The organism is Streptomyces sp. NPDC048604 (assembly GCF_043199435.1).
Lineage (GTDB): Bacteria > Actinomycetota > Actinomycetes > Streptomycetales > Streptomycetaceae > Streptomyces.
On the sequence record NZ_JBICVX010000009.1, the window covers coordinates 82943 to 107469 of the forward strand.

The following is a 24527-nucleotide window of genomic DNA, read 5'->3' on the forward strand; positions in this document are numbered from 1 at the left end:
CGGTGGTCCGGCCCCTACGAAACCCCGGATCGGGCCGTCGGAACGGGCGCGGCGGGATCCTTAGGGCGGCGTTAAGGCGGGGGTAAGCGCGGGCTGAGGTACGGGCGCAAACCGGCGGCTCGACGGCGGACTTGAGCGCGTATCGAATGTGTGTCTGTCAGTCGCATGGCCTATTCTCGGCCGCCGGGGGGTGGACCGAGTATGTCCTTCTACGTCAACACCGCCGGACTCGCCGGACCGGGCGGATCCGCACGACGGTCGATGCCGACACCGCTGGTGGTCGCGCGCTGGCTCGTCTTCTTCCTGTTCGGGGCCACGGTCTTCGGCGGTCTCGGCCTGATGCTGTCCGCCGTGCAGGTCGGCGCGCTGGACGGCCTGGTGCTCGGCATGCTGCTGTACGCGGCGGCGCCCGGAGTCGCCGGCTGGCTGCTCGCGCGCCGCGCATGGACGGGCGGGAGAAGGATCCGCTGGGGCCTGATGGCCATTCAGATCTGGTTGATCCTGGGCGGGTTGAACAACCTGCGCGACGGCTCGGTCCAGGGCTTCACCCAACTCCTGCTGCCCGTGGTGATCCTGGCGTTCCTGTGCATGCGGGACACGCGGGACTGGTTCGAATCGGACCCGTCCGAGCGCAGCGACCAGCCGCCGTTCTCGCTGGCCCACATGATCACGTGGAAGCGGGACCGCGGCCAGTCGGCGCTCGAGTACACCGGCATGATCATCCTGGTCGTCGGGATCATCGCGGCGCTGCTGATGACGAACGTCGGCGGCCGGATGGCCGGCGAGTTCAAGGAGGCCGTCTGCTCACTGGTCGGCCAGTCCTGCCCCGCCGACAACGGCGGCGGCGACACGACCCAGGCGGGCAAGGGCGAGAACGGCGGCGCCGGAGACGGTGCGGACGGTGGCGCCGGCGACGGCGCCGACGGCGGGGCCGGAGACGGCGCCGACGGCGGCGCGAGCGGCGGTACCGACGGAGACCCGGACGGCGGAACCCAGGACGGTCCCGGCGCCACCCTGCCCGGCGCCTCCGAGGACGACGAGGGCGGCGACCCCACCGACCCGTACGAGCCGATCGGCGACGTCAAGCCCGGAGACCAGGGCGACGGCGACAAGGGCGGCGACGAAGACGGCGGCGGCGAGAAGAACGACTGCTCGGGCTTCTGGGGCTGCACCCTCGACTACGGCGGTCAGGTCCTGGAGGGCCTCTTCGTCGACGGCATCTGGGGCGATGTCACCGACACCTGGAACACGATCATCCACCCGATCGACAGCGTGAAGGGTCTCGGGGACTACGGCGGCCTGCTCGGTGACGTCTGGACCGAGAGCACCAAGGACGCCGGCAGCAAGTGGGACAAGGGCGACTACCTCGGCGCCCTGGGGGACTGGGGCGGCGGCGCCGTCGACGTCGTAAAGAAGCCGCTGGACGACATGTTCATCGGCGACGAGGTCCGCGAGAAGTGGAACAACGGCGAGAAGACCCAGGCGACCACCAACGTCGTCTGGAACATCGGCTCGCTCTTCATCCCCGGCTACGGCGAGGTCAAGGCCGCGGCCAAGCTGGGCAAGCTCGGCCGCCTCGGCAAGATCGCCAGCGCGGTCTCGGAGGCCGCGGGCAAGGCCAAGGGCGCCCTCGGCAAGGCCAAGAAGGCCGCGGACGCGGGCGACGCCAAGGGCGCGCGGGACGCCGCCGACGAGGCGCAGGACGTCGCCGACGACGCGAAGGAGAAGGTCGAGGAGGCCGGCGAGTGCAAGATCGCACTCGGCGCGCTGCAGCGTGTCCCGTACGGCGGCGGAGCCCCGCGCCCCGCCTTCGGCGTCCCCGGCACAGGCACCGGTGTCATCGCCGCCGCCCCGGCCGTGATCCCGGTGGCCTTCGCCGCGCAGGACGACGAACTCTGCAAGGGCAAGGAGGCGGACGACGCCCGCGAGGCCCAGCAGCAGGCCGACGAGGCCGACAAGGTCGCGGACGCGGCGGAGCTCGGCGAGGTGGCGGCCCGGGTCAAGCAGCGCATCATCGACGCCAGCGACAAGCAGAAGACGCCCAAGTCGGAGCGTGTCCAGCTCAACGAGAAGGGCATCGACAACCTGGTCAAGAAGGCCAAGGACGACCCCGATCCCCGGAAGGGCGAGTACAGCAAGGAGGAACTGGCCGCCGCGCTGAACGAACTCGACGAGATGATCCAGAACCCGCGCATCGACAACCAGACCAGGGGCTCCCTCGGCTCCGAGGTCCTCAAGGCCCAGGACCGCCACAAGCTGGCCGAGTCGATGGCGGAGGTGCGCACCGCCCAGCGTTCGGTCGCCGAGGCCGCCGACGGCACGAAGGTCTACGGCGCGATCGGAGACAAGAAGGGGCGGCAGAAGGTCGACCTCGGCGACGGCACCGTCGTCGACGCCACCGGGGTGGACGACGTCGACGTCGTCTACAAGGGGAAGGACGGCAACATCCACGTCGTCGAGGTGAAGAACACCGGCAACGCCGCCACCAAGTACACCGTTCCCGCCCAGGCGAAGAAGCTCGCCGACTGGGCCAAGCAGGACGGGGCCACGCCGCCCCGGGTCGCCCGGTACGAGATCGAGCAGCAGAAGGACTGGCACAAGATCTTCGACGGCTACCAGACGGACCGGAAGAACAACTTCACCCCCGAGGGCACTCCGGCCAAGACCTTCGCCGAGAACGGACTCAACGTCCGCATCGCCGGCCAGGACTTCACCCCGCAGCAGATCAAGGCCATGGACACCGCGTGGAACTCCAAGTCCGACGCCGAGAAGCGGGCGGCGCTCGACTCGGGCAAGATGAACGACCCGAAGAGCGCGATGGACTACCTGGGAGTCAAGTGACCGCCGACGACACCCCGCTGCTGCCGGAGGCGCTGCGCGCGTACCCGTACGCGTGGTGGGACGGACGCGCCTGGCCCGTGGAGACGGAGGAGAGCGAGGAGAACCTGGCGTACGCGCGGGCGGTGCTCGAGGCCTGCCTGCCGCCGGAGCCGTTGGCCGAGCCGCTGCCTCCCGAGGAGATCCGGCTCAAGGACCTGCCTGAGGCGGACTGGCCGGAATGGGTGGTCCGGCGGGACGTGTTGCTGGAGCGTATGCCGTCCGCCCGGGACGTCACGGTCGAGCGCATGGCCGAGGCCGAGGCGGAGTGGGCGCGGCAAGGGCGCGACACCACGGACTTCGCCGCGCGCTCGGTTCGCCTCATGACGTCGTGGATCGCCGAGGCGACGCTCCACTGGTGCGGCCTCTACGTGGACGACGAGGCCGCCATGACCCCCTGGCTCATGGACCTGGCCGAGCAGTTCGTCCTGCGTGGCATGGCCGCGGAGCAGGCGGCCTGGGCGCTGAAGACCACGTGGCGGGTTCCGGCGAGCGTCGCAGCCCTCGGCCGTCTCGCCACCGTCGACGGCCTTCCCGACGAGGTCAGGTCGCTCGTCGAGGGAGCCCTGGAGCAGGCGGCCCGGGAGGGCTCGTGACGGTCGGTGGTACGCCGCTGCTGCCAGAGGTGCTCCGGGCCTACCCGTACTCCTGGAGCCGGGGGTTCGCCTGGGATCCGGGGACGGAGGGGAGCGGGGAGAACCTGGCGTACGCGCGGGCGGTGCTCGAGGCCTGCCTGCCACCGGAGCCGCTGGCCGAGCCGCTGCCTCCTGAGGAGTTCGACAGGGACGGCCTTCCCGACTGGGACGACGTGCCCGACTGGGTCGTCGTCCGGCGTGTGGTGCGCAACCACATGCCGTACACGTGGGACATGACCGTGGGGCGGATGGCCGAGGCGGAAGCGGAGTGCGCGGCCGAGGGCGTCGACACCACGGACTTCACCGAGCGGACGCTGCTCCTGGTGCATGCCTGGCTCGCCCAGGAGACCCTGGGCTGGGTCGGCGTCGTCGTCGAGCACGAGCCGGATCTCGCCCCCTGGCTCGTGGACGTCGTCGAGCGGTACGTCGCGCGCGGCATGGCCGTCCGGGCGGCCCAGGACGCCCTCCCGGCTCGCTAGCCCCCGCCCCCGCCCTCCGGTACCGCCGCTCCGGCCGACCCGTCCCGCCGTACTTCAGCGTGACCTCCGCGCGGCCCGTCTCCGCGAAGTACTCCAGGTAGCGGCGGGCGCTCACCCGGGACAGGGAGCCCGCCTCGGCGCATTCCGTGGCGGACAGGCCCTCCGGGTGGGCGCGCAGGATGCCCTCCACCAGGTCCGCCGTATGGGCCGCGAGGCCTTTGGGGAGTTCGCGCGAGCCGCGCGGGCGGGCGCCGAAGATCTGGTCGACGTCCTCCTGGCGGGCCTCCTCCAGGCCGTCGAGGCGGGCCCGCAACGACGCCACATGCAGCAGCTGCTCCCGCAGCGCCGCCTGGTTGAACGGCTTGATCAGATAGTGCAGCGCGCCCGCGCGCAGCGCCGAGCGGACCGTGCCCGCGTCCCGCGCGGCGGTGATGAACAGGGCGTCCACGCCCAGCCCCGCCGCGCGCAGCTCCCGCAGGACGTCGATCCCGTCCATGTCCGGCAGGAAGATGTCCAGGAGGACCAGGTCCGGCCGCAGCTCCCGCGCCGCGCGCAGCGCCTCCGCGCCGTTGTGCGCCACCCCGACCACGGAGAAACCCGCCACGGCCGAGACAAACCGGGCGTGCAGCTTCGCGACCATGAAGTCGTCGTCCACCACCAGCACCTTCGTCACGCGGACACGCTAGGTCGCGACCACAAGGACCACAACGTCCGTTGATTGCGGAAGAGAGACAGCTTCTTAACGCGCGGGCAACATGTGGGCCACTTCACATTCCCGAACCGAGAGGCGGCTCACGTGCGTCTGCGCACCCCCCTCGCCCTGCTCGGGGCCGCGCTGCTGGTGCTGGTGGGGCCGCCGCTGCTCACCCCCGGCAGCGGCTCCGACACCGGCACCCGCATACCCGGCCTGCGCGTCATGGTCCCCAACACCCCCGGCGGCGGCTACGACATCACCGCCCGCACCGCCGCCAAGAACGCCGAGGACGCCGGCCTGACCGGCGATGTCGAGGTCTTCAACCTGCCCGGCGCCGGCGGCACCGTCGGCCTCACCCGGCTCGTCGGCGAGCACGGCAACGGCCGGCTCGCCATGTCCATGGGCCTCGGCGTCGTCGGCGCCGTCCACACCAACAAGACCCCGAAGACCCTCGCCGACACCACCCCGATCGCCCGGCTCACCATGGAGCAGGACATCGTGGTGGTCGGCAGGAACTCCCCGTACAAGACCATCCAGGAACTGCTCGCCGCCTGGAAGAAGGACCCCGGCAAGCTGCCCGTCGGCGGCGGCTCCTCGCCCGGCGGGCCCGACCACCTCGCCCCCATGCTGATGGCCAAGGCCGCCGGCATCGCCCCGAAGTCCGTCAACTACGTACCTTTCGACGGCGGCGGCGAACTCCTCGCCTCCATCCTCGGCGACAAGGTCGCCTTCGGCGTCTCCGGCGTCGGCGAGTACCTCGACCAGATCAAGTCCGGCGAACTGAGGCTTCTCGCCGTCACCGGCGCCGAACGCGTCCCCGGCCTCGACGCCCCCACCCTGCGCGAGGCCGGACTCGACACCGAGTTCGTCAACTGGCGCGGCATCGTCGCCCCGCCCGGCCTCACCGACGCCGAACGCGACAAGCTCGTCGCCCTCGTCACCGCCCTGCACGACTCCCCGGAGTGGAAGGAGTCGCTCAGGACGCACGGGTGGAACGACGCCTTCCTGCCGGGCGACGAGTTCGGCGACTTTCTCGCAGGAGAGGACTCGCGCGTCGGGTCGGTACTCAAGGAGCTGGGGCTGTGACCACCACGACCGATCCGACGACGACCACCCCCACACGCGCCTCCTGGCTGCGCGAGCACTCCGAACTCGGGGTCGGCCTGATCCTGCTGCTGCTCGGCGTCCTGGTGCTCGGCGACGCCCTCACCATGACCGTCGACATCGGCGGGCGCGGGCCCGTCGGGCCCAGGACCGTGCCGCTCTTCGTCGGCGCCGGGCTCGTCCTCGTCGCCGTCCTGCTCGCCGTCGACGTGCTCCGCGGCGGCCGCGGCGAGTCCGAGGCCGGCGAGGACGTCGACCTCTCCGAGCCCGGCGACCACCACACCGTCCTCCTCCTCGCCGGCGTCTTCCTCGGCTTCGCCGTCCTCGTCGGCCCGCTCGGCTTCCCGGTCTCCGGCGCGCTGCTCTTCTGGGGCGCCGCGTACGCGCTGGGCAGCCGGCACCCCCGGCGCGACCCGCTGATCGCCGCGGTGCTCGCCCTCGTCACCTATGTCGTCTTCAACAACCTGCTCGGAGTCCCGCTGCCCGGCGGCCCGCTGATGGGAGTGCTCTGACCCATGGATTCCCTGAACTCCCTCGTCGACGGATTCGGCACCGCGCTCACCCCGGTGAACCTGCTGTGGGCCGCCCTCGGCGTGCTCCTCGGCACCGCCATCGGCGTCCTGCCCGGCATCGGCCCCGCCATGGCCGTCGCACTGCTGCTGCCCGTCACGTACGGGCTCGAACCGACCGGCGCGTTCATCATGTTCGCCGGCATCTACTACGGCGCCATGTTCGGCGGCTCCACCACGTCCATCCTGCTCAACACCCCCGGCGAGAGCGCCGCCGTGGTCGCCGCCATCGAGGGCAACCCGATGGCCAAGGCCGGCCGCGGCGCGCAGGCCCTCGCGGCCGCCGCCGTCGGCCACTTCGCCGGCGGCATGATCGGCACGATCCTCCTCGTCGTCCTCGCCCCCACGGTCGCCAAGCTCGCCGTCGACATCGGCGCACCGGACTACCTCGCCCTGATGGTCCTCGCCTTCATCGCGGTGACCTCCGTCCTCGGCTCCTCCCGGATCCGCGGACTGGCCTCCCTGCTCATCGGCCTCACCCTCGGCCTGGTCGGGCTCGACCAGATGACGGGCCAGCAGCGGCTCACCTTCGGCTCGCTCCAGCTCGCCGACGGCATCGACGTCGTCATCGTCGCGGTCGGCCTCTTCGCCATCGGCGAGGCCCTGTGGGTCGCCGCCCACCTGCGCCGCACCGCCGGCGAGGCCATCCCGGTCGGCCGCCCCTGGCTCGGCCGCGACGACGTGAAGCGCACCTGGAAGTCCTGGCTGCGCGGCCCCGCGATCGGCTTCCCGTTCGGCGCGATCCCGGCCGGCGGCGCGGAGATCCCGACCTTCCTGTCGTACGTCACCGAGAAGCGGCTCTCCAAGCACAAGGAGCAGTTCGGCAAGGGCGCCATCGAGGGCGTCGCCGGACCCGAGTCCGCCGCCTCCGCCTCCGCGGCCGGCACGCTCGTGTCCATGCTCACCCTCGGCCTGCCCACGACCGCCGTCGCCGCCGTGATGCTCGCCGCGTTCCAGCAGTACGGCATCCAGCCGGGCCCGCTGCTCTTCGAACGCGAACCCGAGCTGGTCTGGGGCCTGATCGCCTCGCTGTTCGTCGGCATGGTGCTGCTGCTCGCCCTCAACCTGCCGCTCGCGCCGGTCTGGGCGAAGCTGCTGCGGATCCCCCGGCCGTACCTGTACGCCGGCATCCTGTTCTTCGCCGCGGTCGGCGCGTACGCGATCGGCGGCGAGGCGTTCGACCTGGTCGTGCTGCTGATCATCGGCCTCATCGGGTTCGGCATGCGCCGCTACGGGCTGCCCGTGCTGCCCGCCGTCATCGGCGTCATCCTCGGCCCGGCCGCCGAACAGCAACTGCGCCGCGCCCTGCAGATCAGCGACGGCTCGCTCAGCGGCCTGGTGAACACCCCGTTCGCGGTCACCGTGTACGCGGTGATCCTGCTCCTGCTGGCCTGGCCCCTGGTCCGCAGGGCGGTGAACTCCCGCCGTACCGTGGCGGAATGACGGATCGTACGACGCACGACGCACCCCGGCCCGCGACGGCCGCCGACGTACCCGCCGTGAAGGCCGTGATCGACGCGGCCTTCCAGCCCTACATCGAACGGATCGGCCGCGTGCCGGCCCCGATGGAGGCGGACCACGCGGCGAACGTCGCCGCGGGCCGGGTGTTCGTCTGCGGCGAGCCCGTCACCGGGCTCGTGGTGGTGATCCCGGAGGCCGACCACCTGTACCTGGACATCGTCGCCGTCCACCCCGACGCGCGGGGCACCGGCCTCGGCCGGGCCCTGCTCGCCTGGGTGGAGCGGCACGCCCGCGACCTCGGCACCCCCGAGGTCCGGCTGCTCACCAACGCGCTGATGTGGGAGAACCAGAAGCTGTACGCCCGCTACGGCTACGAGGTCGTCGAGCACGGCGTGGAAGGACCGTACGACCGTATTCACTACCGGAAGGTCCTGGGCACGCCACCGATGGAGTGAGGGTCGGACGGAACCGGCGGCCGGTCGGGTATCCCTGGCGGGCAGCGGTGCCGCCCCGGCACCCGCCCCACCCTCGAAGGGAACCCCAGATGCGCGTACGTCACCTCCTCGGCACCGTCGCCGCGGCGCTGCTGCTCGCCGGCGCGGCGACCGCCCACGCCGCCCCGCTCGCGGCCGGCGACGGCGTGAGCGTCGACCCGGCCGGCGGACTGGCCGCCGACGGCACCGTGACGCTCACCGGCACCTACCGCTGCCTCGACGACAGCGCCGGCCCGGTCTTCGTCAGCAGCACCCTCGTCCAGGGCGAGCGTTCCCAGGGCATCGGCGGCACCCGCGCCGTCTGCGACGGGCAGGTGCACAGCTGGACCAACTCCTCCGTCGTGCACGACCCCGTCTACCGGCCGGGCGCGGCGCAGGTACAGGCCACCTTGATGCAGCTGACCACCGAGGCCATGGGACTCCCGCTGCCCGGCTTCCGTGCCGTCGAGAACTCGGACGTGACGCTGGGGTAGGGGGTGTCTGACAATTCCTCGCGACGGCGCTGCGGGGAATTGTCAGACATCCCCTATCCCAGCAGGGCGAGCAGGCCGTCCCGGCCCAGGGCCGCCAGCTCGTCCAGTGCGACGACGGCGCTCTCGGCCGCCTCCGGATCGGCGGCGGCCAGGCCGCTCGCCGCGAACTCGTCCTCGTCCAGCCGGAGCACCTCGCCGCCGTCCGCGGACACCCACAGGTCCAGGTCGAGGTCCTCGACCACCACCCGGCCCCCGTCGACCACGGCCGGCCGGGTCACGTCGCAGTACCAGCCCTTGAGCGTGCCGCCGCCGGACCGGACCTCCTTCACCGCGTACCACCGGTCCCGCCAGTAGTGCTCGGTGAACACGTCGCCCGGCTCGAAGCGCACGAAGCCGAAGTCGCGCACTCCCTCGGCCGCCCAGGGCGCGCGGACGGAGAGCCGCACGCCGTCGTCGGCGACGACCTCGGCCGGATACCGGATCTTGGTCCGGCCCGCCTTGACGAGCACGATCTCCACCTCAGTCGAGCGTGCGGACATACCTGACCTCCGTCGCGCAGATCTCGTAGCCGAACCACTTGTTGACGGCCAGCATCGGCCCGTTGCGGGTGTCGTTGCCGGTGTACGCCTCGGTGCAGCCGGCCGCGCGGGCCCGGTGCAGCGCGTCGTTCTTGGCGAGCTTCGCCAGGCCCCGGCCGCGGTACGCGGGCGCGGTGCCGGTCATGCCGGTGCCGTACCTTCCCGAACCGTCGGTCTGCGCGGCGGAGAACGCGGCGGGCATGCCGTCGACCAGGGCGACGGTGGTCAGCTCGGGGCTGAACAGCGGGTGGTTCCAGGTCGTCGCCAGCCAGTGCTCGTAGTCGTCGAGCTCCGCGCCCACATCGCCCGGCTCGTCGGCCGTGGTCAGCGCGTCCAGCTGGAACAGCGGCCGCGGGTCGGCCGCGAAGTCGGCGGCCGTACGCAGCTCGACGCCGACGGGCGGCTCCTGGAGCGGCGGCAGCGGCGCGGCGGCCAGGTCGAGGCGGAGGAAGTGGGCGGAGCGGCGAGAGGCGTAGCCGTGCCGCTCGGCGAAGGCCCGGTTGCCCGGCTCGTCCAGGACCCACGTGTACAGGTCCGTCACGCCCTGCGTCGCCAGATACTCCTCGGCGGTCCGCGCCAGCAGCGTTCCGGCGCCGCGCCCGCGCGTCTCCGGGTGGACGTACACGTTGGCGTAGCCGGTGTTCTCCTGCGGGCTGTCGTACGCGAGGCCGACCTGCGCGGTGCCGACGATCCGGCCGTCCGCCTCGGCGACGAGCGGCCGGTAGCGGGCGTCGGGATGAGCGTGGGCCCAGTCGAAGGCGACCTGTTCGGCGGTCGCGAGCATGAAGGGGAGAGCGGCGCGGCGCACGCGGGCGAAGCCCTCGGCGTCCTCGGGCCGGACGTCACGGACGATCACAGTCATGATTCCGCACGCTACGTGCGCGCCCGCCGGGGCCGCCTCCCATTTTCCGCCGCTTGCGGCGGGCGGCCTGCGACAATCCGTCCGTGACCCTGAAGATCTCCGTGGACACGGACTCGTCGACCGCCCCGTACGAACAACTGCGCTCCGGCATCTCGGAACAGGCGCGTTCCGGGGTACTGCCGGTCGGCTACAAGCTCCCGACGGTACGCGGCCTGGCCGAGCAGTTGGGCCTGGCCGCCAACACGGTGGCCAAGGCGTACAAGGCGCTGGAGGCGGACGGCGTGATCGAGACCCGCGGCCGGAACGGCACCTTCGTCGCGGCGGCCGGCGATGCGGCGGCCCGCCGCCTGGCGGCGGCCGCGGCGGCGTTCGCGCAGGAGGCGCACCGACTGGGCGCGACGCGCGACGAGGCGCGGGCGGCCTCCGAGGAGGCCCTGCGGGCGGCGTACGAGGCCTGACGCCCGTACCCGGTCTACAGGTACAGGCCCGCGTCCGGCGTCCGGGACTCCGGGACGGAGGCGGTCTGGGTGCCGCGGCGCAGCGCGTACAGCTCCGCGAGCGAGGCGCCGTCGCGGCCGATGCCCTCGTCGCGGCCCAGCCAGCGGACCGCCTCCTCGCGGGTCAGGGCGCCGACCTCGATCCGGGCCAGACAGCGGCCGGGGCGGACGACCGCGGGGTGCAGCCGCTCCAGGTCCTCGTTGGTGGTGACGCCGACCAGCACGTTGCGGCCCTGGCCGAGCAGCCCGTCCGTCAGGTTGAGGAGCCGGGACAGGGCCTGGCCCGCGGTGTGCTTGGCCTCGCCGCGGATCAGCTCGTCGCAGTCCTCCAGGAGCAGCAGCCGCCAGCGGCCCTTCGCGGTGCCCTCGTCCTCGCCGATGGCGATGTCCATGAGGTAGCCGACGTCGTTGAACAGCCGCTCCGGGTCGAGGACGCAGTCGACCTGGCACCAGTCCCGCCAGGACCGGGCCAGGGTGCGCAGCGCCGAGGTCTTGCCGGTGCCGGGCGGGCCGTGGAGCAGCAGCAGCCGGCCGGCGATGTCGTCGGGCGTGACCTTCATCAGCCGGCCCATCGCCTCGGCCACCGGGGCCGTGTAGTTGGGGCGGACCTCGTCCCAGGTGCCGGCGCTGATCTGCCGGGTGGTGCGGTGCGGGCCGCGCCGGGGCGAGACGTACCAGAAGCCCATGGTCACGTTCTCCGGCTGCGGTTCCGGTTCGTCCTTCGCGCCCTCCGTCGCCTCGGCGAGGATCCGCTCGGCGAGTTCCGGTCCGGTGGCCGTGACGGTGACGTCGGCGCCGCGGTTCCACCGGGACACCAGCAGCGTCCAGCCCTCGCCCTCGGCGAGCAGGGCGCTGCGGTCGTCGTCCTTGGCGGCGCGCAGCAGCCGGGCGCCGGGCGGCAGCAGCGTCGCCCCGGGCTTGACGCGGTCCAGCGTGGTGCTGTGCGCGTGCGGCTGCTCCCCGGTGGCGAAGCGGCCGAGGAAGAGCGCGTCGACGACGTCGGAGGGCGAGTCGCTGTCGTCGACGGTGAGCCGGATCGGCAGCACGCGGTGCGGTTCCGCTGGGGTGTCGGGCATGGCGCCCATGATCCGGCAACCGGACGGGCGGCGCACGGTGTTTTGACCGGGATGCTCCGTGTGGCCCGCGCCGGACGTCGCGTTCGGAGGAACCGCGACGCCCGGCGCGGTGGTCAGGGACGGCGCACCTCGCGCAGTGCCGCGCGGCCGCGGCGCAGCACGGCGTACCCCTTGGTGAGTGCCCGGTCGGCGGCGAACGTCCGCCCCAGCGCGCGGAGTTCGACGATGCGGGCGAACTCCTCGACACGGGTGGAGCGGCGCACCGTGAGCCGTTCCAGGGCGTACGGGCCCTGGCGGCGGCGGGCGGCCGTGTTGCCGACGGCGAGGGCCTGGGCGAAACCGGCGGCCCGGACCGTGGCCCGCACCCGCCGGCTGGAGTAGCCGTACGGGTACGCGAAGGAGACCGGCGGTGTGCCCAGTTCCTGGGCGACGATCTCCTTGCAGCGCACGGTCTCGGACCACAGCCGGTGGTCGTCGAGCTGGTCGAGCTGCGGGTGGGTGTGGGCGTGTCCGCCGATCTCGACCCCGGCGGCGGCAAGTTCGCGCACCTGGTCCCAGTCGAGCATGGTGCCGAGCGCGCCGCTCTCGTCGTACGGGCCGCGCAGCCAGCCGGTGGTGACGAAGACGGTGGCGGCGAACCCGTGCGCGGCGAGCACGGGAAGCGCGTACCGGTGGACTCCTTCGTATCCGTCGTCGAAGGTGATCAGCACGGGCCGCGGCGGCAGCGGCCGCCCGTCCCGCCAGGCCGCCCCGAGCTCCGCCGTGGTCAGCGCGGTGAACCCCCGGTCGGCGAGCACCGCCATCTGCTCGGCGAACGCCTCGGGCGAGACGGACAGCCGACGGGTCTCGGGGAAGGGGGCCTGGTCGATGTCGTGGTACATGAGGATCGGCACGGGCCCGTTCATACGGCGGCCTCCGGGAGGGCGTCGTGCGCCTGCGCCGGAGCGGCCGGCCGTTGGATCGGGCCCGACGAGAACGTGGTGCCGCCCCGGCGGGCGCGCAGGGAGCCCCGTACGTACCCGGCCGCCGCCGTGGCGACGCCGGCCACGATCGCGCCCGCCCGGCCCGCGCCGCCGGGCCGGGCGAGTACCGCGTCGCGCAGCCCGCGCAGCACGCCCGCGGGCAGGACCCGTGTGGTGTACCGGCGTTCGGCCTCCAGGCCTTTGGACGCGCCGACGCTGCGGGCGACCAGGGCCTTGGACAGGCCCTCCGCGTAGGTCCGGGTGCGGAAGTAGCCGAACCGCTCCCGGGCGGTGGGAACCTTGTGGTGGATGACGGCCCGGTCGTCGATGAGCAGGACGGCCTCCGGCAGCGCGCCGGAGAGCCGGATGCACAGTTCGGTCTCCTCGCAGCCGAGCGGCCGCCGGTCGCCGTCGCGGCCGATGCCGGTGGCGAAACCGCCCGCCGCGTCGAAGGCGGTGCGCCGGAAGGACGCGTTGCCGCCGAGCACGTTGCGGACGCGGACCCGTCCGGGCGGCAGGCCGCGGTAGGTGCAGCCGACGACCCAGTCGAACTCCTCCGGGAACCAGGCCGGCCGGCGGCCGGAGGCCCAGGCGGGCAGGGTCCGGCCGCCGACCGCCATGACCCGCGGGTCGTCGTAGGCGGCGGCGAACCAGTGCAGCCAGTCCGGTTCGGCCACCGCGTCGTCGTCGAGGAAGGCGACGAACGCGCCGCGCGCGGCGGCGATTCCGGTGTTGCGGCCGGCGGACAGGCCGCGGGGGCCCGCGTTGGCGAGCACCCGCACCTCCCCGTGTGCGACATCGTCCCGGTAGGTCTCGGCGAGCCGGGCCCGGAGCCGCTCGTTGTGGTCGACGACCAGGAGCGTCTCCAGGGCCGGCCGGGTCTGCGCCCGCACCGAGTCGACGGCGGCGAGGATGTCCTGCCACCGCTCCTCGGTGTAGACGCAGATCACGACCGAGAACACGCGCTCGTTCAAGAGACCTCTCCCCGGCGGGGGACGTTCACGGAGAACGAGGCGGCGCGCCGGCGGGCGCCGCGCCGGACGCCCTTCTCGCTGAGGATGACCCGCAGCACCCGCAGTCCGTCGCGGACGGCGTTGAGGTTGCTGACGCCGTGGATGCGCAGGTACTCGTGGCTGGGGACCTCCTGGACTCTCAGACCGGCCTTGACCACCCGGATGTTGATGAGGGTCTCGATCTCGAAGCCGGTGCAGTCCAGCGTGATCTGGTCGAGGCAGTGCCGCCAGAAGGCGTTGTAGCCGTAGCAGAGGTCGGTGTAGCGGGCCCCGAACTTGCGGTTGACCAGGGCGCACAGGGCCCAGTTGCCAAGCCGTCGGACGGGGGTCATGTCGTCGGTGCCGCCGCCGTTGGCGAAGCGGGAGCCCTTGGCGAAGTCGGCGCCGCCGACGAGCGCGGAGACATAGCTGACGATCTCCTGGCCGTCCGCCGAGCCGTCGGCGTCGACCATGACGATGATGTCGCCGGTGCAGGCGGCGAAGCCGCTGATCAGGGCGTCGCCCTTGCCCTTGCCGGCCTGCTTGACGACCTTGACGTCCGGCCACAGCTCCTCGGCGACCCGGACGGTGTCGTCGGTGGAGTTGCCGTCGACGAGGACGACTTCATGAATCCATTCCGGAAGTGACTTGAAAACGTAGGGCAGATTTTCCGCTTCGTTCATCGCCGGGATGACGACGCTCACGGGCGGAGTGATGGCGAGATGCGAGGTGATGGCGCGGTACTCGGCGGATATTTCCCGTCCGGTTGCCGGCGGTCGCAGGAAAGAGCTCATGGTGGTGTTTCCCTCTCGTCCGGTGGACCGCCCGCCCCCGGGCGGTCCGGTTGTCTGTCCGGTTACGAAAGGGGGGTTCTCACCCCTGGGACGCACGGAATCGCGCTCCGTACGGCATGGGTGAGCTGGAGTTGCTGCATGCGCGGCCCGACGCTCGGCAACCCTGTGGCCACCGAGGACGGCACCCCCCAACCGCGCCCCGCGTCCGCTCCTTCGTGATGGTGTGGCCCTCCCCTGAGCCGTGGTCCGAAGGGTCGGATGCGGGTGAGATGTACGACGGTATTGATGAATGCGACTGTATGGCAAGTCCTGGCTCGGGACAGGTCAATTCACTTACTTGGGTCGGATTTTTCCAATCCGTTTGAATGGTGGGACACGCGAGTTCACCGGGAACTCCTGTGAATTCCTGTGCGAATTGATTTCGAGTCTGTTCGGGCCGGGTCGGCCGTAGTCGGGGGTCGGAGCCGCGGAGTGTCGGACTGGCCGGATTCGCTCGCTCCAGCCCATGATGACGATGCGTCAGATCAACAGACTTGGCATGGACACTTCCAGAGGTCTACGCGCGCTGCTACCACGGAGTAGGCAGAGATCCTGCTCAAGGGAGGTTGCATGAAACTGACCCGTTTCGCGGCATTTTCCTCGTCGCTGCTCCTCGGCGCCGTCCTCGCCCTCACCGGGGCAGGGGCGGCGCAGGCGGCAGAGAGCGCCGCGCTCGACTACGTGGCCCTGGGCGACTCGTACTCCTCCGGCGTGGGCGCCGGGAGTTACGACAGTGCCAGCGGCTCCTGCAAGCGATCCACCAAGGCCTACCCCGTCCTCTGGAAGAACGCGAACGCCCCCTCGTCGTTCGCCTTCACCGCCTGCTCGGGCGCCGTGACGAGCGATGTCACGGCCGGTCAGCTCGGCCCCCTGTCCACCGCGACCGACCTGGTCTCGATCACCATCGGAGGCAATGACGCCGGTTTCGCCGACGTCATGACCACCTGTGTCCTCCAGTCCGAGGCCACCTGTATCAACCGAGTGAATCAAGCCAAGAGTTATGTCACCAACACCCTGCCCGGCCGGCTGGACTCGGTGTACAACGCGATCAGAGCCAAGGCCCCCAACGCCAGAGTCGTCGTCCTCGGCTACCCCCGCTTCTACAAGCTCTCCGGCAGCTGCGTCGCCGGCCTCAGCGAGAACGAGCGGGCCGCCATCAACGGCGGATCGGACCACCTCAACGCCGCCGTCGCGAAGCGCGCCGCCGACCACGGCTTCACCTTCGCGAGCGTCGTCCCGGCCTTCACCGGCCACGAGATCTGCTCCGGCTCGGCCTGGCTGCACAGCGTCAACTGGCTGAACATCGGCGAGTCGTACCACCCCACCGCCTCCGGCCAGTCCGGCGGCTACCTGCCCACCTTCACGAACGCGGCGTGACCGAGCCGGTGGGGTAGGGGGTCCCGCCCGTCGGGCTCTCCTCCTCGCAGGTCACCGAGAACGCCACCCAGTTCGAGCGCGCCCCGGCCGGGCTCCGGATCTCCACCCGGACCCGGTCGTGGTGCGTCGCGTCCTTCCGGTACGTCAGCTCCGTGTGCTCCACCTGCCGCTGCTTCGGCCCGTCCGCCGTGAACCGCAGCGTCTCCCAGTCCGCCGCCGACGTCTCGCCGCTCTCCGTCGCCCAGCGGTACTCGACGGTCGCCGGGACCCGCCCGACCGAGACCGTCGCCGCGAACGCCGGGGCCTCGCCCTCCGGCGCCGGGCACCGCCCGTGGTAACTCCCGCGCACCGCCTTCGCCCACACGCCCACCGTCTGCGGCGGCGTCGCCGTGGCGGGCCCGGAGGAGGACGGGGTGCTCGTCGGCCCGGTCGTCGTCGCGCTCGGCGGGGGCGTGCTCGGCGGCGCGGTCGTGGCGCCGCCCGTCGTGGCGCCGCTCACGCCCGTGGGAGCCCCGCCGCCGTCCGGCTCCTTCTCGCGCAGCAGCACATACGTCAGCGCGCCGACTGCCAGCAGCAGCACCGCGAGCCCCGCGACCAGCACCGCCCCGGCGCGCCGCGAACGCTCCGGTTCGCCGGCCACGGGCGCCGTCGGTCCCTCGGGCGGGGGCGGTTGGGGACTTCCCGAGGCCGGTCCGCCGTCCCCGCCGTCCGGGGGCGGCGGCGCGTACGCCCCCGCCGCCATCGGCTCCGTGCGCGGCTCCCCGCCCGCCGCGACGAGGCGCAGCCGGTCGGCCGCCTCCGGCGCGGAGAGGCGCTCGGCGGGCTCCTTGCGCAGCAGGCCCTCGATCACCGGGGCCAGCGGACCGGCCCGCCGGGCCGGCGGCAATTCCTCGTCCACGACCGCGCGCAGGGTGCTCAGCGGAGTGTCCTGGCGGAACGGGGTGGCGCCCTCGACCGCCGCGTACAGCAGCACGCCGAGCGACCAGAGATCGGACTCGGGTCCCGCCTCGCGCCCCAACGCCCGCTCGGGCGCGAGGAATTCGGGGGAGCCGACCAGCTCGCCGGTCATGGTGAGGTTCGAGCTGCCCGCCACTCGGGCGATGCCGAAGTCGGTGAGCACCACCCGGCCGTCGTTGGCGAGCAGCACGTTGCCCGGCTTCACGTCCCGGTGCAGGACCCCCGCCTCGTGCGCCGCCCGCAGCGCCGCGAGCACCTCCGCGCCGATCCGGGCGGCCCGCCGCGGCGGCATCGGGCCCTCCGCCTCCAGCACCTCGGCGAGCGAGAGGCCCCGGACCAGCTCCATCACGATCCACGGCCGGCCGTCCTCGGAGGCCACGTCGTAGACGGTGACCACATTGCGGTGCGGGATGCGGGCGGCCGCCCAGGCCTCGCGTTCCAGGCGGGCGTACATCCGGCGCACGTCCTCGGCGGAGAGCCCGGCCGGGGCGCGGACCTCCTTCACCGCGACCTCGCGGTCCAGGACCTCGTCGCGGGCCCGCCAGACGACGCCCATGCCGCCCTCGCCGAGGGCGTCGAGGAGCCGGTACCGGCCCGCGATCAGGCGGTCGGGCCGCCCGGCGGCCCCCGGCGTCGCTCCGCTCATGGACGGGTCCCCTCCGTCGGTGTCTGCTTGGGTGAGGCAACACGGCAGAAACCCTTCCAAGTTAGCTCAGGAACGGTCTTCTGCCCCCACCTCGGGACCACTTCGGACAGCGATGATCTTGGTGGTGGAGATCACACACCGTCAGATGTCCGCCGCTGACCTCCTTGTGTGCAGGATGGTTCGTGACGGTTCGGCAGGTGTTCGTTCGCTGTCCAACTCACCCTGGAATCAGTCGGATTCGGACGGTGACCGTCAATCCCCGTCAGAGTGCGGTGAATCCTGCGGCCGGGATACCCGGGTGTCAGTGTGGGGCGATAGGGTTAACCTGCCCGGGCCGGGTGCCCTTTGTACGGGTGGGGAGAGACATGGAACAGATAGCGATGCGCAGCAGGGCGCGAGTACCTGCCATCACCTGCGGGAGCAGCGCGACCAGTTCGCGCCTCGACCGCCATCTCGCGGTCCTCGGCGGACCCGCCATACCGCAGCGCGAGGCCGCGGAGGCGACGCTGCTCATGCGCGAACTGACGACGCGTGAAGCCGCCGCCCCCGTGCACGGCCACCGCAGCCGCAGCGCCCGGGTCTCGCTCTTCGCGCCCCTGCGCCGCCTGCGCCGCTCGCTCTTCGGCAGCCGGCACTAGGACCGCACCCGACCGGTCGGCCGGGCCCGCCTGCCCGGCGCACCCTCCCGCTCACTCTGCCGACCGCCGTCGCCACCGCCCGGACGTGTTCCCCACCCGTCCGGGCTTCGTGCTGCCTGAGGGCGTACGGCCCGAACCGGAGTCCCCCGCTCAGGTGATCACGCGCACGGACTCCGGCTCGGGCACTCACGCCCACGGTCTCCCGCTCAGGCGATCACGCCCGCCTTCCGCAGCTCGTCGCGCTCCGCCCCGCCGACGCCGAGCCCGGCCAGCACCGGCTCCGTGTGCTCGCCGAGCGCCGGGATCGCGCCCATCGCCGGCTCCGGACCGTCCGGGAAGACGACCGGCGGAAGCATCGCCCGCAGCGGGCCCACCGCCGAGTCCACCGTCCGCCACCGGTCCCGCGCCTCCAGCTGCGGGTGCTTCGCCAGATCGGCCACCGTGTTCAGCCGGGCGCAGGCGATCCCCGCGGCCTCCAGCCGGGCCAGCGCCTCCGGCGCCCGCAGCGGCGCCAGCGCCGCGGCCACCGCGGCGTCGGTGTCCGCCCGCCGCGCCACCCGGGCGGTGTTGGTGGCGAAGTCCGGATCGTCCGCCAACTCCGGTCGGCCCAGGACCTGTTCGGCGAGCCGCCGCCACTCCCGGTCGTTCTGCACCGACAACAGCACCAGACTGCCGTCCGCCGTCGGATAGGCGTCGTACGGCGCGATCACCGCGTGGGCCAGGCCCGTGCGCGCCGGGGTCGTGCCCCCGTGCATCCCGTGGTGCAGCGGATGCCCCATCCACTCGGCCAGCGAGTCGAGCAGCGAGACCTCCACCGGACCGCCCCGGCCGGTCGTCCCGCGCCGCACCAACGCGGCGAGCACGCCCGAGTACGCGTACATCCCGGCCGCGATGTCCGCCGCCGGGATGCCCGCCTTGACCGGCTGCTCCGTCGTCCCGGTCACCGACACCAGACCGGCCTCGCACTGCACGAGCATGTCGTAGGCCCGCTTGTGCGCGTACGGCCCCTCGGCCCCGTACCCCGAGACGTCCACCGCGACCAGCCGCGGATGCGCCGCGCACAGCGTGGCCGCGTCCAGGCCGAGGCGGGCCGCCGCGCCCTGCGCCAGGTTCTGCACGAACACGTCGGCGTCCGCGATCAGCCGCCGGGCCAGGGCGAGGCCGCGCGGGTCCTTCAGATCCACCGCGACGGACTCCTTGCCGCGGTTGCACCAGACGAAGTGCGAGGCGAGGCCGGCCGCGGCCGTGTCGTAACCGCGGGCGAAGTCGCCGCCGTCCGGGCGCTCGATCTTGACCACGCGGGCGCCGAGGTCGGCGAGCTGCCGGGTGGCGAAGGGCGCGGCGACGGCCTGTTCGACGGCGACGACGGTGATCCCGTCCAGCGGGAGCGGCTGTGGGCCGGCGGGGGAGGGGCGGGTACTCATCCCGCGTGCCTATCGCGCCCGCGCCCCGTTTGTCATCCGCGGGTGGGTCACACCTTCGCGTACCGGCGCACCGCGAGCGGCGCGAACACCGCGAGCAGGGCCAGCGACCACAGCAGCGCCCCGGCCACCGGGTGCGCCACCGGCCAGGCCGCGTCCGCCGGGACGGGCGCGTTGCCGAGCAGGTCCCGTACGGCCGTGGTCACGGCCGAGATCGGGTTCCACTCGGCGACCGTGCGCAGCCAGCCCGGCATGCCGTCGGTCGGGATGTACGCGTTCGACAGCAGCGGCAGCATGAAGGTGGCGCTGCCGAGCTGGCCCGCCGCCTCCTCGCTCTGCGAGGCGAGACCGAGCAGGATCCCGACCCAGGTCATGGCGGAGCGGAAGAGCAGCAGCAGCCCGAAGGCGGCCAGCGCCTCCAGGGCGCCGCCCTCGATCCGCCAGCCCATGGCGAGCCCTATCAGGATCATCGGGACCATGCCGGCCGCGCTGGTGACCAGATCGGCGAGGGACTGCCCGAGCGGCACGGCGGCCCGGCTCATCGGCAGGGTCCGGAAGCGGTCCATCACGCCCCGGTGGGAGTCCTGGGCCGCCTGGAACATCCCGGTCATCAGCCCGCCCGCGGCCGTCGCGACCAGCAGGCCTGGCACGAGGAAGGCGCGGTACTCGGCCCCCGGCATGGCGAGCGCGCTGCCGAAGACGTACCCGAAGAACAGCAGGAAGACGATCGGCATCGTCTGCGTCATGATCATCAGCGCCGGGGCGCGCCGGATGCGCTGGAGATGACGGCCGAGGACAGCCCACCCGTCTCCCACCACCGCCCTTGCAGAGAGCGCTTCGCGCGCACCTTTCTCTCCGTCGTGGACGAGGGCGGTCATGCCGCGACTCCCTTGCGGTCGGCGGGCGGTGTGCGGTCGGTGAGGCGCAGGAACACCTCGTCGAGGGTGGGCGGACGCAGCGAGGCGTCCACGAGGTGCACCCCGGCCGCGTCGACCTCGCGGACGATCCGCGGCAGGGTCAGCGTCCCGTCCAGGGTGACCGCGCCGACGGTGCGGCGCTCGGGGTCGAGGGCCGGCTGCGAGCCGGTGAGCCGGTCGAGTACGGCCGCGGCGGCCTGAAGGAGCGCCGCGTCGGCGACGACGACCTCCGCGTAGCTGCCGATCCGCGCCTTGAGTTCGGCGGGCGTGCCGCGGTGCGCGGCCCGGCCCTCGTCGATCAGCACGATCTCGTCCGCGAGCTGGTCCGCCTCCTCCAGGTACTGGGTGGTGAGCAGCACGGTCGTGCCCCGGGACGCCAACCCCCGTACGGCGTCCCAGATCTCGTTCCGGCTGTGCGGGTCGAGACCCGTGGTCGGCTCGTCGAGGAAGAGCACCTGCGGCGGCACGATCAGGCTGGCGGCGAGGTCGAGCCGGCGGCGCATGCCGCCGGAGTACGTGCGGGCCGGGCGGTCGGCCGCCTCGGTCAGCCCGAAGCGCTCCAGGAGTTCGCCGGCGCGGGAGCGCGGGGCGCGCAGCAGCCGGGCGAAGAGCCGGAGGTTCTCCGCGCCGCTCAGGTCGCCGTCGACGGAGGCGTACTGGCCGGTGACGGAGATCCTGCGGCGCACCTCGGCCGGCTCGCGCGTCACGTCGCGGCCGGCGACGCGGGCGCTGCCGGCGTCCGGGGAGGTGAGGGTGGTGAGCACCCGTACCGCCGTGGTCTTGCCCGCCCCGTTGGGGCCGAGGATCCCGCAGACCGTGCCCTCGGGGACCGCCAGATCGAGCCCGCGCAGGGCGTGGACGTCTCCATAGCGTTTCCGCAGACCCTCACTAAGTACAGCGTACGTAGTCGTCATGCCGTGACCATAGCGCACTACGTACGGTGTACGTAACTACGATGGTGGGCGAGGTGATGATCCATGGCGGGCCGAGCGGCCGAACCCGAAGTGATCTGGGCGCGCCCCGAGCGCACCGGCCGCGGCCCCAGGCCCGCGTACAGCCGGGCCGACATCGTGGCGGCCGCCGTACGCGTGGCCGACGCGGACGGCATGGACGCGGTCTCCATGCGGCGCGTGGCGGCCGAGATCGGCTGCGGCACGATGTCGCTGTACAACTACGTCCCCCGCAAGGAGGACCTGTACGAGCTGATGGTCGACGCCGTCAGCGGCGAGTACGAGCTGGCCGCCGGCCCCGGCGGCGACTGGCGCGCGGACATGCTGCACCTGGCCCGCCAGGCGCGGGCCATCATGCGGCGGCATCCCTGGGTGATCCGCCTCATGACCACCGGCTACGCCTTCGGCCCCAACGCCCTGCGCTTCCTGGAGCACGGCCTGGCCTGCCTCGACGGCCTCGACCTGCCCGGCGGCGTCAAGATGGAGCTGCTCGCCAACGTGAACGGCACGGTCATGACCATCGTCGCCAACGAGCTGGCGATCGCCGAGCGCGCCCGCGGGCTGCCCTGGTCGGAGGAGCAGGAACAGGCCGTGCGCGGCGCGTACTTGATGGGGCAGCTCGCCGGCGGCGGGTTTCCGCGACTGGCCGCGGTGATCGCCGAGTCGGGGGCCCGGCCGCTCGACCCCGAAGAGGTCTTCGAGCGCACGCTCCTGCGAGTCCTCGACTCGTTCGCACCCGCTTAGGGCCCGTCCGGCGGCCTGCTCACAGCAGCGCGAACTGGCCCTCCGGTCCCTCCTCCTGATGGTCGAGCACCGTCGCCGGCCGGCGGGCCCGGTCCGGTACGGGCAGGACGCCGGCCTCCCGCAGCGCGGCCCGGGTCAGCCGCGGGCCCTCGTCGAGCGCGGCCCGTTCCGGCTCGCTCTGGCCCAACAGGGCCAGGACCGTGATCAGTTCGAGCAGTTCCGAGGTCCACTCCTGCGGCCAGGCGGCCGGCCCGATCGCCTCCAGGCTGCCCGGCTCGGCCGGCGCGGTCCGGTGCGCGAACCACTGCTCCAGCATCCGCACGCCCCCGACGGTGTACTCCCACGCCTCCGTCGGCACCGGCGCGATCCGGCCCTCGTCCACGGCCAGCGTCTCCTCCGCCGCGTCGTACGCGAGCTCCGCCGGCCGCGCGGGGATCGGCGCGCGCACATAGGGCCGCCGCCCGCCCGGCAGCCGCGGCTTCTCACCGCCGCGGGCGCCGCGCAGCTGGACGCCGGTCAGCCGCCGTCCGAGCGCCACGCCCGCCGACCAGCGGTCCCGGTCCGCGGGCAGCGGGACCCGGCAGCCGGCGGGGGAGGGGCGGGCGGACGCCATGGCCCAGGCCAGCAGGTCCGGGGCGGTGACCTCGTGCCCGTACCGCACGCTCAGGAACGGGAGCAGACCGGGCGCGACATTGGGCTCCGCGCCGCCGGGGCGGCGGTACAGCGGGCGGATCCGGCCCGGCCGGCCCGCCGGCGAGCGGCCGTCCGGCAGGACCGCGGTGACCAGGAGCGCCGGGCCGGGCGCGCCGGGCACGTACCCCTGCTCGACCGCGAAGAGCTGGGCGTCGTCGGCGACCCGCCACAGCTCGGGGCGGCCGGTGTCGATCAGCCGGTGGTCCGGCAGCAGCCACTGCTCGTCGAACGGCCCGTGCGCGAGGCGCACCGGCTCGGGGCAGCGGCCGGTCTCCCGGGCGAACCGGACGGTGCCGGTGCGCTGCCCGGGCAGCGCGGCCACCGAGGTCGACGGGGTCCGCGCCCGGCTCGGCCGGAACAGCGCCGTCCGATCCTCGCCCGCCGCCCCGACCAGCCGGTCCCAGCGGGCCCGCAGGGTGCGCACGTCCGGCGCGACGATCCAGGACCGGCCGAGCCGCAGCGGGGCCGCCGACCAGGGCATGAGGTCGTCGAGCAGCGGCGCTTCCTCGGCGGCCGACTCGGCAGGGCTCGTGCGCGGGCTCTGGGTCACGCAGCAGATGCTAGCCAGCCGGTCCTTCCGGCCACAGAGGGGCTACGCTCCTTCTGTGGGGTTATGTACCGACCCGGGAGGCGGGCGATGAACCGGTACAGCCAGTACGACTACACGACTCCCTCGCAGGCCGAAGGCGAACGGCTCGAGGAGGACATGGACGCCCAGCAGAAGGAGCAGGTCCACCACCCGCAGACGGCGCGGACCACCCCCTCCCAGGCCGAGGGCGAGCGCGGCGCGGACTTCCCCGAGAAGTGATCCGCCCCCAGGGCGGCTCACTGCGCTTCGACGGTCACCGTGAAGGAGAAGCGGTCGCCCCGGTAGCGGATCCGGGCCACGTCCACGACGCGGCCGTCCTCGTCGTACGTCACACCCGTGTAGTGCAGGATCGGCGACAGCAGCGGCACCTCGAGGAGGGCCGCCGTCTCGGGGTCGGCGAGCCGTGCCTCGACCGTGTCCGTGATGCGGCTGATCCGCACCCCGACCACGTCCCGCAGCACCTTCGTCATCGGCCAGCGCTCCAGGTCGGCCGGGTCGAGCAGGGCCGCCACGTCCGGACGGACCGCGTTCTCCGCCCAGTTGGTCGGCTCGCCGGTCTCGCCGTCGCGGCGCAGCCTGCGGTATGCGACCACCTCCGCCACGTCCGGGAAATGCTCGGTGAGCTCGCCCGGCACGGGCGCGGGGCCGTGCCCGAGCACGGTCGTCCGCTCGCCGGACTGCTGCGCCACGATCGCGTCGATCGAGCCGAGCAGACGGCGCGGCGCACTGCGCCGCGCCCCCGGCTCGATGAAGGTCCCGCGCCGCCGGTGCCGGCTGATCAGGCCCTCCTCCTCCAGCTCCTTCAGAGCCTGCCGCATGGTCAGCACGCTCACGCCGTAGTGGCCGGCGAGCTGCTCCTCGGTCGGCAGCCGCAGCGACGCGTCGGGCGCGCGGCCGAGTATCGAGGCGCGGAGCGACTGCGAGACCTGATACCAGAGCGGCAGCTTGCGGTTCAGGATCAGCGAGTCGGGGGAGAAGGCGGTCACGGGGGACTCCGTACGACGACTAC

The 24527-nt window shown here is 72.9% G+C and carries 25 protein-coding genes and 1 pseudogene; 13 read left to right on the forward strand and 13 right to left on the reverse strand.

Annotation, left to right across the window (positions count from 1 at the left end; all coding sequences use genetic code 11):
* Nucleotides 1-201: 201 nt before the first annotated feature.
* The 3 genes from ACGFMM_RS19730 to ACGFMM_RS19740 are packed head-to-tail and all read left to right on the forward strand — an operon-like array spanning nucleotide 202 to nucleotide 3991.
* Nucleotides 202-2841 (forward strand): hypothetical protein, encoded by a 2640-nt coding sequence (locus tag ACGFMM_RS19730; protein ID WP_393647643.1) that lies wholly within the window; start codon nucleotides 202-204, stop codon nucleotides 2839-2841.
* The gene (locus ACGFMM_RS19735; RefSeq protein ID WP_393647644.1) at nucleotides 2838-3473 is read left to right on the forward strand and encodes a hypothetical protein; all 636 of its coding nucleotides are present in this window, start codon (nucleotides 2838-2840) and stop codon (nucleotides 3471-3473) included. The genes ACGFMM_RS19730 and ACGFMM_RS19735 overlap by 4 nt, the downstream gene beginning before the upstream one ends.
* Nucleotides 3470-3991 carry a hypothetical protein gene (locus ACGFMM_RS19740; protein ID WP_393647645.1) on the forward strand — a complete coding sequence of 174 codons (522 nt, stop codon included), beginning with the start codon at nucleotides 3470-3472 and terminating at the stop codon, nucleotides 3989-3991. The genes ACGFMM_RS19735 and ACGFMM_RS19740 overlap by 4 nt, the downstream gene beginning before the upstream one ends.
* Before the next feature lie 7 nt (nucleotides 3992-3998).
* Here ACGFMM_RS19740 and ACGFMM_RS19745 read toward each other — a convergent pair.
* Nucleotides 3999-4664, reverse strand: a pseudogene (locus ACGFMM_RS19745) (response regulator); the annotation flags it as partial.
* A 123-nt stretch (nucleotides 4665-4787) separates the two neighbouring features.
* Between ACGFMM_RS19745 and ACGFMM_RS19750 the strand changes: the two are divergent.
* The 5 genes from ACGFMM_RS19750 to ACGFMM_RS19770 all read left to right on the forward strand — a co-directional run bounded on the left by ACGFMM_RS19750 (nucleotide 4788) and on the right by ACGFMM_RS19770 (nucleotide 8786).
* Nucleotides 4788-5771, forward strand: a complete 984-nt coding sequence (locus ACGFMM_RS19750) for a Bug family tripartite tricarboxylate transporter substrate binding protein (protein WP_393647646.1) — start codon at nucleotides 4788-4790, stop codon at nucleotides 5769-5771.
* On the forward strand, nucleotides 5768-6301 hold the full coding sequence (locus tag ACGFMM_RS19755; protein WP_393647647.1) for a tripartite tricarboxylate transporter TctB family protein: 534 nt from the start codon (nucleotides 5768-5770) through the stop codon (nucleotides 6299-6301). Before ACGFMM_RS19750 ends, ACGFMM_RS19755 begins: the two co-directional genes overlap by 4 nt.
* A 3-nt stretch (nucleotides 6302-6304) precedes the next feature.
* Nucleotides 6305-7801 carry a tripartite tricarboxylate transporter permease gene (locus ACGFMM_RS19760; RefSeq protein ID WP_393647648.1) on the forward strand — a complete coding sequence of 499 codons (1497 nt, stop codon included), beginning with the start codon at nucleotides 6305-6307 and terminating at the stop codon, nucleotides 7799-7801.
* Nucleotides 7798-8274, forward strand: coding sequence for a GNAT family N-acetyltransferase (locus ACGFMM_RS19765; protein WP_393647649.1), 477 nt, complete (start codon nucleotides 7798-7800; stop codon nucleotides 8272-8274). The genes ACGFMM_RS19760 and ACGFMM_RS19765 overlap by 4 nt, the downstream gene beginning before the upstream one ends.
* A gap of 89 nt (nucleotides 8275-8363) precedes the next feature.
* Nucleotides 8364-8786 (forward strand): DUF6299 family protein, encoded by a 423-nt coding sequence (locus ACGFMM_RS19770; protein ID WP_393647650.1) that lies wholly within the window; start codon nucleotides 8364-8366, stop codon nucleotides 8784-8786.
* Nucleotides 8787-8839: 53 nt separating this feature from the next.
* Here the strand turns inward: ACGFMM_RS19770 and ACGFMM_RS19775 are convergent, their stop codons facing one another.
* Complete coding sequence (locus ACGFMM_RS19775; protein WP_393647651.1) at nucleotides 8840-9325, reverse strand: DUF402 domain-containing protein; 486 nt, start codon at nucleotides 9323-9325, stop codon at nucleotides 8840-8842.
* A complete protein-coding gene (locus ACGFMM_RS19780; RefSeq protein ID WP_393647652.1) occupies nucleotides 9306-10226 on the reverse strand; it encodes a GNAT family N-acetyltransferase in 921 nt (306 codons plus the stop codon). The genes ACGFMM_RS19775 and ACGFMM_RS19780 overlap by 20 nt, the downstream gene beginning before the upstream one ends.
* 83 nt (nucleotides 10227-10309) lie before the next feature.
* On the opposite strand from ACGFMM_RS19780, the gene ACGFMM_RS19785 reads away from it, so the two are divergent.
* A complete protein-coding gene (locus ACGFMM_RS19785; RefSeq protein ID WP_393647653.1) occupies nucleotides 10310-10684 on the forward strand; it encodes a GntR family transcriptional regulator in 375 nt (124 codons plus the stop codon).
* Nucleotides 10685-10698: 14 nt separating this feature from the next.
* Here the strand turns inward: ACGFMM_RS19785 and ACGFMM_RS19790 are convergent, their stop codons facing one another.
* From ACGFMM_RS19790 to ACGFMM_RS19805, 4 genes are all read right to left on the reverse strand, one after another.
* Nucleotides 10699-11808 carry a DUF5925 domain-containing protein gene (locus tag ACGFMM_RS19790; RefSeq protein ID WP_393647654.1) on the reverse strand — a complete coding sequence of 370 codons (1110 nt, stop codon included), beginning with the start codon at nucleotides 11806-11808 and terminating at the stop codon, nucleotides 10699-10701.
* A 104-nt stretch (nucleotides 11809-11912) separates the two neighbouring features.
* Complete coding sequence (locus tag ACGFMM_RS19795) at nucleotides 11913-12704, reverse strand: polysaccharide deacetylase family protein (RefSeq protein WP_393647655.1); 792 nt, start codon at nucleotides 12702-12704, stop codon at nucleotides 11913-11915.
* Nucleotides 12701-13735, reverse strand: a complete 1035-nt coding sequence (locus ACGFMM_RS19800; RefSeq protein WP_393647656.1) for a glycosyltransferase family 2 protein — start codon at nucleotides 13733-13735, stop codon at nucleotides 12701-12703. The genes ACGFMM_RS19795 and ACGFMM_RS19800 overlap by 4 nt, the downstream gene beginning before the upstream one ends.
* Nucleotides 13732-14547 carry a glycosyltransferase family 2 protein gene (locus tag ACGFMM_RS19805; protein WP_393647657.1) on the reverse strand — a complete coding sequence of 272 codons (816 nt, stop codon included), beginning with the start codon at nucleotides 14545-14547 and terminating at the stop codon, nucleotides 13732-13734. Before ACGFMM_RS19805 ends, ACGFMM_RS19800 begins: the two co-directional genes overlap by 4 nt.
* A gap of 609 nt (nucleotides 14548-15156) precedes the next feature.
* Here ACGFMM_RS19805 and ACGFMM_RS19810 point away from each other — a divergent pair.
* A complete protein-coding gene (locus ACGFMM_RS19810; protein WP_393647658.1) occupies nucleotides 15157-15963 on the forward strand; it encodes an SGNH/GDSL hydrolase family protein in 807 nt (268 codons plus the stop codon).
* Here ACGFMM_RS19810 and ACGFMM_RS19815 read toward each other — a convergent pair.
* Nucleotides 15947-17566 carry a serine/threonine-protein kinase gene (locus tag ACGFMM_RS19815; protein WP_393647659.1) on the reverse strand — a complete coding sequence of 540 codons (1620 nt, stop codon included), beginning with the start codon at nucleotides 17564-17566 and terminating at the stop codon, nucleotides 15947-15949. The genes ACGFMM_RS19810 and ACGFMM_RS19815 overlap by 17 nt on opposite strands.
* Nucleotides 17567-17931: 365 nt before the next feature.
* Here ACGFMM_RS19815 and ACGFMM_RS19820 point away from each other — a divergent pair, with 365 nt between their 5' ends.
* The gene (locus ACGFMM_RS19820; protein ID WP_393647660.1) at nucleotides 17932-18204 is read left to right on the forward strand and encodes a hypothetical protein; all 273 of its coding nucleotides are present in this window, start codon (nucleotides 17932-17934) and stop codon (nucleotides 18202-18204) included.
* Nucleotides 18205-18410: 206 nt separating this feature from the next.
* Here the strand turns inward: ACGFMM_RS19820 and ACGFMM_RS19825 are convergent, their stop codons facing one another.
* Genes ACGFMM_RS19825 through ACGFMM_RS19835 form a run of 3 tightly spaced genes read right to left on the reverse strand, consistent with a single transcriptional unit; the run spans nucleotide 18411 to nucleotide 21456 of the window.
* Nucleotides 18411-19628, reverse strand: coding sequence for a CaiB/BaiF CoA transferase family protein (locus tag ACGFMM_RS19825; RefSeq protein ID WP_393647661.1), 1218 nt, complete (start codon nucleotides 19626-19628; stop codon nucleotides 18411-18413).
* 47 nt (nucleotides 19629-19675) lie between these two features.
* Entirely contained in the window at nucleotides 19676-20503 is an 828-nt protein-coding gene (locus tag ACGFMM_RS19830) for an ABC transporter permease (protein WP_393647662.1), read from the reverse strand.
* Nucleotides 20500-21456, reverse strand: a complete 957-nt coding sequence (locus ACGFMM_RS19835) for an ATP-binding cassette domain-containing protein (protein WP_393647663.1) — start codon at nucleotides 21454-21456, stop codon at nucleotides 20500-20502. Before ACGFMM_RS19835 ends, ACGFMM_RS19830 begins: the two co-directional genes overlap by 4 nt.
* A 63-nt stretch (nucleotides 21457-21519) precedes the next feature.
* Between ACGFMM_RS19835 and ACGFMM_RS19840 the strand changes: the two genes are divergently transcribed.
* Nucleotides 21520-22236 carry a TetR/AcrR family transcriptional regulator C-terminal domain-containing protein gene (locus tag ACGFMM_RS19840; protein ID WP_393647664.1) on the forward strand — a complete coding sequence of 239 codons (717 nt, stop codon included), beginning with the start codon at nucleotides 21520-21522 and terminating at the stop codon, nucleotides 22234-22236.
* A 19-nt stretch (nucleotides 22237-22255) separates the two neighbouring features.
* Here ACGFMM_RS19840 and ACGFMM_RS19845 read toward each other — a convergent pair whose 3' ends face one another.
* Nucleotides 22256-23410 (reverse strand): type ISP restriction/modification enzyme, encoded by a 1155-nt coding sequence (locus tag ACGFMM_RS19845; RefSeq protein WP_393647866.1) that lies wholly within the window; start codon nucleotides 23408-23410, stop codon nucleotides 22256-22258.
* A 156-nt stretch (nucleotides 23411-23566) separates the two neighbouring features.
* Here ACGFMM_RS19845 and ACGFMM_RS19850 point away from each other — a divergent pair, with 156 nt between their 5' ends.
* Nucleotides 23567-23737 (forward strand): hypothetical protein, encoded by a 171-nt coding sequence (locus ACGFMM_RS19850; RefSeq protein ID WP_393647665.1) that lies wholly within the window; start codon nucleotides 23567-23569, stop codon nucleotides 23735-23737.
* Nucleotides 23738-23754: 17 nt separating this feature from the next.
* Here the strand turns inward: ACGFMM_RS19850 and ACGFMM_RS19855 are convergent, their stop codons facing one another.
* Nucleotides 23755-24504 carry a GntR family transcriptional regulator gene (locus tag ACGFMM_RS19855; protein WP_393647666.1) on the reverse strand — a complete coding sequence of 250 codons (750 nt, stop codon included), beginning with the start codon at nucleotides 24502-24504 and terminating at the stop codon, nucleotides 23755-23757.
* Nucleotides 24505-24527 lie beyond the last annotated feature (23 nt).

Coding starts and splice junctions, on each gene's coding strand:
- ACGFMM_RS19850 (WP_393647665.1), top strand. CDS start 23,567: ATGAACCGGTACAGCCAGTACGACTACACGACTCCCTCGCAGGCCGAA.
- ACGFMM_RS19820 (WP_393647660.1), top strand. CDS start 17,932: ATGGAACAGATAGCGATGCGCAGCAGGGCGCGAGTACCTGCCATCACC.
- ACGFMM_RS19775 (WP_393647651.1), bottom strand. CDS start 9,325: ATGTCCGCACGCTCGACTGAGGTGGAGATCGTGCTCGTCAAGGCGGGC.
- ACGFMM_RS19780 (WP_393647652.1), bottom strand. CDS start 10,226: ATGACTGTGATCGTCCGTGACGTCCGGCCCGAGGACGCCGAGGGCTTC.
- ACGFMM_RS19840 (WP_393647664.1), top strand. CDS start 21,520: ATGGCGGGCCGAGCGGCCGAACCCGAAGTGATCTGGGCGCGCCCCGAG.
- ACGFMM_RS19835 (WP_393647663.1), bottom strand. CDS start 21,456: ATGACGACTACGTACGCTGTACTTAGTGAGGGTCTGCGGAAACGCTAT.
- ACGFMM_RS19760 (WP_393647648.1), top strand. CDS start 6,305: ATGGATTCCCTGAACTCCCTCGTCGACGGATTCGGCACCGCGCTCACC.
- ACGFMM_RS19845 (WP_393647866.1), bottom strand. CDS start 23,410: ATGCCCTGGTCGGCGGCCCCGCTGCGGCTCGGCCGGTCCTGGATCGTC.
- ACGFMM_RS19815 (WP_393647659.1), bottom strand. CDS start 17,566: ATGAGCGGAGCGACGCCGGGGGCCGCCGGGCGGCCCGACCGCCTGATC.
- ACGFMM_RS19730 (WP_393647643.1), top strand. CDS start 202: ATGTCCTTCTACGTCAACACCGCCGGACTCGCCGGACCGGGCGGATCC.
- ACGFMM_RS19825 (WP_393647661.1), bottom strand. CDS start 19,628: ATGAGTACCCGCCCCTCCCCCGCCGGCCCACAGCCGCTCCCGCTGGAC.
- ACGFMM_RS19810 (WP_393647658.1), top strand. CDS start 15,157: ATGAAACTGACCCGTTTCGCGGCATTTTCCTCGTCGCTGCTCCTCGGC.
- ACGFMM_RS19805 (WP_393647657.1), bottom strand. CDS start 14,547: ATGAGCTCTTTCCTGCGACCGCCGGCAACCGGACGGGAAATATCCGCC.
- ACGFMM_RS19770 (WP_393647650.1), top strand. CDS start 8,364: ATGCGCGTACGTCACCTCCTCGGCACCGTCGCCGCGGCGCTGCTGCTC.
- ACGFMM_RS19795 (WP_393647655.1), bottom strand. CDS start 12,704: ATGAACGGGCCCGTGCCGATCCTCATGTACCACGACATCGACCAGGCC.
- ACGFMM_RS19830 (WP_393647662.1), bottom strand. CDS start 20,503: ATGACCGCCCTCGTCCACGACGGAGAGAAAGGTGCGCGCGAAGCGCTC.
- ACGFMM_RS19765 (WP_393647649.1), top strand. CDS start 7,798: ATGACGGATCGTACGACGCACGACGCACCCCGGCCCGCGACGGCCGCC.
- ACGFMM_RS19790 (WP_393647654.1), bottom strand. CDS start 11,808: ATGGGCGCCATGCCCGACACCCCAGCGGAACCGCACCGCGTGCTGCCG.